Source organism: Streptomyces sp. DSM 15324 (assembly GCF_001514285.1).
In the GTDB taxonomy this organism is placed as follows: Bacteria; Actinomycetota; Actinomycetes; order Streptomycetales; family Streptomycetaceae; genus Streptomyces.
On sequence record NZ_KQ949044.1, the window covers coordinates 22,281 to 28,655 of the forward strand.

4 protein-coding genes are annotated in these 6,375 nt (G+C 72.9%); 2 read left to right on the top strand and 2 right to left on the bottom strand.

Annotation, left to right across the window (positions count from 1 at the left end; translation table 11 throughout):
- Positions 1–276: 276 nt before the first annotated feature.
- Positions 277–1,842 (top strand): glycosyltransferase family 39 protein, encoded by a 1,566-nt coding sequence (locus AQJ58_RS39380; RefSeq protein ID WP_079079516.1) that lies wholly within the window; start codon positions 277–279, stop codon positions 1,840–1,842.
- A 102-nt stretch (positions 1,843–1,944) separates the two neighbouring features.
- Here AQJ58_RS39380 and AQJ58_RS39385 read toward each other — a convergent pair whose 3' ends face one another.
- Both AQJ58_RS39385 and AQJ58_RS39390 read right to left on the bottom strand, forming a co-directional pair.
- Positions 1,945–3,159, bottom strand: coding sequence for a cytochrome P450 (locus AQJ58_RS39385; protein WP_067259362.1), 1,215 nt, complete (start codon positions 3,157–3,159; stop codon positions 1,945–1,947).
- Between the two features lie 40 nt (positions 3,160–3,199).
- On the bottom strand, positions 3,200–4,405 hold the full coding sequence (locus AQJ58_RS39390) for a cytochrome P450 (protein ID WP_067259364.1): 1,206 nt from the start codon (positions 4,403–4,405) through the stop codon (positions 3,200–3,202).
- 388 nt (positions 4,406–4,793) lie between these two features.
- Between AQJ58_RS39390 and AQJ58_RS39395 the strand changes: the two genes are divergently transcribed.
- A partial coding sequence (locus AQJ58_RS39395; protein ID WP_199844797.1) for a type I polyketide synthase occupies positions 4,794–6,375 on the top strand: 1,582 nt, incomplete at its 3' end.

The following is a 6,375-nucleotide window of genomic DNA, read 5'->3' on the forward strand; positions in this document are numbered from 1 at the left end:
GGGAGTGACAGGGCGCTGCGAACGCGTCCACCGCAGGTCGGCCGGGAAGGGGACGAACCGCCACGGTGCGTGTGGCCCCGGGGCGGTTCGAAGACCCACACCAGCACAGCCGTGACAGCCGCGGCCACCACAGGCGCCGAAGACTAGGGAATCGCCCCTACTCCCGGCCCCGGTTAAGGGAACACACCGTTCCGGCAGCCGTCCCCGACCGTAGGTTCGACGCACAAGCCTGCGCGGATCCCCCAACGCGAACCCGACAGGAACGAGGAAGCGACGATGCCCCCCACCACCCGGGACGAGGACACCCACCGCGACGGCGGGTACCGACCTCCCGGGACCCCGTCCCGTGCCCGTCCCCCCGCCGCCCCACCCTTACCCCCACCCCCACCCCTGGCCCTGCTGCCGGTGTGCGCCGTCGCCTGCGCCACCGCGGCCCTGCTGCTGCTCACCGCCGACCGCTTCGGCTACTTCAGCGACGAGCTGTACTTCCTCGCCGCCGGCCGCAGCCCCGCGTGGGGGTACGCCGACCAGCCCCCGCTGCTGCCCCTGCTGGCCCACGGTCTCGACGCCCTGGCGCCCGGCTCGCTGGTGGTGCTGCGCGCACCGGCCGCGGCCGCCACCGCGCTCGGGGTGCTGATCGCCGCCCTGACCGCCCGTGAGCTGGGCGGCCGACGGGCCGCCCAGCTCGCCACCGCCGGTGCGTACGCCGTCTCGCCGGTCATGCTCCAGATGGGCCACCTGCTCATCACCGCCACCCTGGACATCTTCCTGACGACGGCCGGGGTCTGGCTGCTGGTGCGCTGGGTCCGCACCCGGCGCGACCGGCTGCTGCTCCTGCTCGGCCTGACCGCGGTCGTCTCCCTCCAGGTGAAGTTCCTCAGCGTCGGCCTGTGGGCCGCGCTGCTCGTGTCCCTGCTCCTCGTCGGCCCACGGGAGCTGCTGCGCCGCCCGCTGCTGTGGGCCACGGCGGCGGGAGTCCTGGTCACCGCGGTGCCCGGGCTGCTGTGGCAGGCCCGCGCCGGCTGGCCCCAGCTGGCCATGACCGGCGTCATCGCCCGGGAGGTCGCCGCCGAGGAGGGCGGCCGGGCCGTGTTCCTGCCCACCGTCCTGGCGGCCGCCGGACTGGCCGGCGCCCTCCTCCTCGGCTGCGGGCTCGGATGGCTGCTGTTCGCCCGCAGGGCACGCCCCTACCGGTTCCTCGGGCTGACCTTCGCCGGACTGTGTGTCTGTTACCTCGTCGTCCACGGACGGCCCTACTACGTCGCCGGGCTGTTCGCCGTGCTGTGGGCGGCGGGCGCCACCGCCCTGCAGCGCCTGGGCGCCACCCGCCCGCGGATCTGGTCGACGGCCGTCGTCTACCTGCTGTCGGCTGCCCTGGCGGTCCAGGTCCTGCCGGTCTACCCGGTGCAGCGGCTCACCCGCTCCTCCGCCGACCGGCTGGCCATGGAGAGCGTCGGCTGGCCCGACCTGGCCGCCTCGGTGGCCCGCGTCTACCGTGGTCTGCCCGCCGACCGGCGCCGCCGGGCCCTGCTGGTCACCGACCGCTACGACCAGGCCGGTGCCCTCGACCGGTTCGGCCCCGGGCTCGGACTGCCGCGGCCCTACAGCGGCCACCGCGGCTACCGGTACCTGCGCCGCCCGGCCGACGACACCGCGACCGTGGTCTTCGTCGGCGCGGACGCCCGCTTCCTGCGGCAGTTCTTCACCGGCGTGCGCCGCCGCGGCACGGTCACCAACGAGGAGAAGGTGCACAACCTCAACTGGGGCACCCCCGTCTGGGTCTGCGAGGGACTGCGCCACTCCTGGCGCACCACCTGGCCCCGCATGTCCCACCTGAGCTGAGCCCCTGCCCGGCCGTCCCGCGGCCCGCCCGGGCGGCGGAAACGGGAACCGCGGGCCGCCCCGTTGCCGGGACGGCCCGCGGTTCGTGTCCGGGGGGCTCGCTCACCCCCAGGTCACGGGCAGCGCGTACACGCCGTAGTGCATCGCCTTGTCCCGCAGCGGGACCTCCCCCGGCTCGACCGCCAGCCGGAGGTCCGGGAAACGGTCGAAGAGCTTCTGGAAGCCGATGCGCAGGGTCGCCCGGGCCAGATGCTGCCCCAGGCACTGGTGGATGCCGAAGCCGAACGCCAGGTGGCGGCGGGAGGGACGGGTGACGTCGAAGACCTCCGGGTCCTCGAACTGCTCCGGGTCCCGGTTGGCGGCCGGCAGGGACAGCACCACGGTCTGCCCGGCCTCGATCTTCTGTCCGCCGACCTCCACGTCCTCCAGCGCCACCCGGCTCGCGCCCATGTGGGAGATCGTCAGGTAGCGCAGCAGCTCCTCCACCGCCCGCTCCATCAGCTCGGGCTGCTCGCGGACCTTCGCCAGCTGCTCCGGATGCTCCAGCAGGGCGAACGTGCCGAGACCCAGCATGTTCGGCGTGGTGTCCAGGGCGCCGCCGATGGTGATCCAGGCGATGTTCGCCAGCTCCTCCTCGGTCAGCTCACCGGTCTTGACCAGCTTGCCGAGCAGCTTGTCGTTCGGCTCGGCGAACAGGTCCTTGACGACCCGGGCCAGGGTCTGGTCCAGCGCCGTGTTGTGCTCGACGAACTCCTCGAGCGTGTAGTCGATCCGCATGATCGCCGAGAAGTGCCGGTCGAGCTCGGCGATGTCCTCCTCCGGCACACCCATCACCGAGTGCACCGACCGGTAGACGACCTTCTGCACGAATGCCGGCAGCAGGTCCACCGGCGGTTCGAGGTCCGCCATCTCGTCGAGCACGTCGTCGATGATCCCGGCGAGCGTCGGCTCGTACTCCTGAATCTTGCGGACCGTGAAGAAGCCGGTCAGCAGCCGCCGGTAGCGCGTGTGGTCCGGGGCGTCCATGCGGACGAACGACCCCGGGCCCGACGGCTGGGGCTCGTACTTCTCCACCTCGAACGGCGGCGACGCCACCAGCGCCAGCAGCTCCGCGCGGTGACTGAACCGGGGGTCGGTCATGATGGCCCGCACATGGTCGTGCCGGGTGACCAGCCAGCCGTCGTCGCGGCCCGGCGCGATGTCGAACCGGACCGGGCTGATCGGTTCCTCCTCACGGAGCCGGCGGTACTCCGGATCGGGGTCGAAGGGGCAGGTGCGGTCGGTGGGGATCACCGGTGGTTTCGGCTCGTAGGCCATGAGTCCTCCGTCTGGTGGGTTGTCCGCCCGGATGCGCCGCTCAGGCACGGCGGACCGTCAGGGGCAGCCGCCGAAGACCGAAGACGTTGACACGGTTGTCGAAGTAGGACAGCGGTGCGTCACGGTCGACCCGGATGTCGACGTAGCGGTCGAGCATCAGGTTGAGCGCGATCTGTCCCTCCATGCGGGCCAGCGGGGCGCCCAGGCAGTAATGGATGCCGTGCCCGAAGGCGAGCTGCTTGGCGTTGGACCGGCCGGGCACGAAGCGGTCCGGGTCGGGGAAGACGCGCTCGTCGCGATTGGCGGACAGCAGCCAGAGGTACACCATCGCGTTCTCGGGCACCTTCTCCCCGGCGATCTCCACCGGTGCCGTGGGCACCCGCTCGATCTTCAGGAACGGCGGCCGGCAGCGCAGGACCTCTTCGGTGAACGGCGTGATCCTCGCGCGGTCGGCGCGCAACTCGGACAGCAGGCCCTCTTCCTGATCCAGGGTCAGCAGCATGTTGCCGAGCAGCACGGCGGTGGTGACATGGCCGGCCAGCAGCAGCAGCGCGGCGAAGCTGACCACGTCGTCGTCGTTCAGGCTCTCCCCGTCGACCTCGGCGCGGACCAGCAGGCTCATCAGGTCGTCGTACTCGCGTGCCCGCCGCTCGGCGACGTGCCGACGCAGATAGGCGTCCAGCTCCTGCACGGTCCGGCCCATGACCTCGGCGCCCTCGGGCGTCTCCCAGTCGACGGTCAGCAGGTTGTCCGCCCAGACCTGGAACAGCGGGTGGTCGGACGGCGGGACCCCGAGCATCGAGGAGATCACGATCACCGGCAGCGGGTTGGCGAACGCCTCGACGAGGTCGAAGCGGTCGCCGTCGAGACCGTCGAGCAGCTCGGTGGCCACCTCGGTGATCCGGGGGGTCAGCTCGTTGATCATCTTCGCGGTGAAGACCTTGCTCACCAGTCGCCGCAGCTTTCCGTGGCGCGGCGGGTCCAGCAACAGCAGCGTGCCGCCCGGCGGTTGGCGCTCACCACCCGACAGCCGGGTCACCGTGTCCGAGGAGTAGGCCGCCGGGTCGGCGGTGATCCGCTGGACGTCCTCGTGCCGGAAGACGTGGTAGCGGCCCGCCGGATCGCGCCACACCGGCTGCTCGTCGCGCATCCGCCGCAGCCAGGCCAGCAGGCTCGAACCACCGTCGAGACCGACCTCGGGCGGCGCGGCCACCTCGGGACCTGCAGGAGCGGGCAGGGCTGTCATCGGGAACCCCTCTGGTAGGCGGGCCGCACGGGAGGGCGGGCCGGGAGCGGGCTCAGCGCAGCACGCCGGGCCGAACGAAGGCCAGAAGAGCCGCGCAACTCTAGGGATTTGCCGGTGCCGGCCGCCGTCGACCGGCGCCGGGAGCGGGCCGGACCGGCGCCGGGACGGTGCCATGGGCAACTAGGGGATTTTTCAGAGTCGGAGGTGGAGCGGCCGTGGACCGCCCGGCCGCCCCCAGACTGGGCCGGGTTCGAGGTGTTCGAGGAGCCATGCCAGGAGCGTGGGTGTCCGAGCCTGAGGAGAATCCGGTGTTGTCTACCGTTCCGAGCGCAGCGGGCCTGCCCCAGCTCTCCGTCGTGGTGTGCGACCCGGGTCTGGGGGCCGAGCTGTGAGCGAAGACCGCCTGCGGGACTACCTGAAGCGGGTCACCGCCGACCTGCACCGCACCACCGGCCGCCTGCGCGAGCTGGAGACCAAGGACCGCGAGCCCATCGCGATCGTCTCCATGGCCTGCCGCTACCCGGGCGACGTGCGCACCCCCGAGGACCTGTGGCGCCTGGTCGCCGAGGGCACCGACGCCATCACGCCCTTCCCGGAGGACCGCGGCTGGGACGTGGCGTCCCTCTACCACCCCGACCCCGAGAACCCGGGCACCTGCTACACCCGAGAGGGCGGCTTCCTGCACGACGCCGCCGACTTCGACCCCGACTTCTTCGGCATGTCGCCGCGCGAGGCCCTCGGCACCGACCCGCAGCAGCGGCTCCTGCTGCAGATCTCCTGGGAGGCCCTGGAGCGGGCCGGACTCGACCCCGGCACCCTGCGGGGCAGCCCCACCGGCGTCTTCGTCGGTGTCATGTACAACGACTACGGCTCCCGGTTCGACGTCCCCCCGCCCGGCCTCGAGGGCTTCATCGGCAACGGCAGCGCCGGCAGCATCGCCTCCGGGCGCGTCGCCTACACCCTCGGCCTGGAGGGCCCGGCCGTCACGGTGGACACGGCCTGCTCCTCCTCCCTGGTCGCCCTGCACCTGGCCTGCCGGGCGCTGCGGGCGGGCGAGTGCTCCCTGGCCCTGGCGGGCGGTGTCGCCGTGATGTCCACGCCGGTCACCTTCACCGAGTTCAGCCGCCAGCGCGGACTCTCCGCCGACGGCCGCTGCAAGTCCTTCGCGGACGCCGCGGACGGCACCGGCTGGGGCGAGGGCGCGGGCCTGCTGCTGTTGGAGCGGCTGTCGGACGCGCGGCGCAACGGGCACCGGGTGCTGGCCGTCATCCGGGGCAGCGCGGTCAACCAGGACGGCGCCAGCAGCGGACTGACCGCCCCGAACGGGCCCTCCCAGCAGCGGGTGATCCGGGCGGCCCTGGCGAGCGCCGGGCTGTCGACGACGGACGTGGACGCGGTGGAGGCCCACGGCACGGGCACCACGCTGGGCGACCCCATCGAGGCCCAGGCGCTGCTCGCCACCTACGGACGCGACCGTGAACAACCGCTCTGGCTCGGCTCGTTGAAGTCGAACATCGGGCACACCCAGGCCGCCGCCGGGGTCGGCGGCGTGATCAAGATGGTCATGGCCATGCGCCACGGGCTGCTCCCGCGCACGCTCCACGTCGACGCCCCCTCCCGCCACGTCGACTGGTCGACGGGCCGGGTCAGCCTGCTCGCCGACGCCCAGCCGTGGCCGCGGACCGACGACGGCCGGCCGCGCCGCGCCGGCGTCTCCGCCTTCGGCGTCAGCGGCACCAACGCACATGTGGTGCTGGAGGAGCCGGGGGAGACCGAGGAGCCCGCCGCCTCCGGTGGCGACGCCGGGGTGCTGCTGTGGCCCGTGTCGGCACGCGGCGAGACGGCGCTGCGGGCCCAGGCGGCGCGGCTGCTGGACGCGCGGGGTTCCGCCGACCGCGGCATCGATGTCGCGTGGTCGCTGGCGACGACGCGGTCGGTGTTCGAGGACCGTGCGGTGGTCGTGGGTTCAA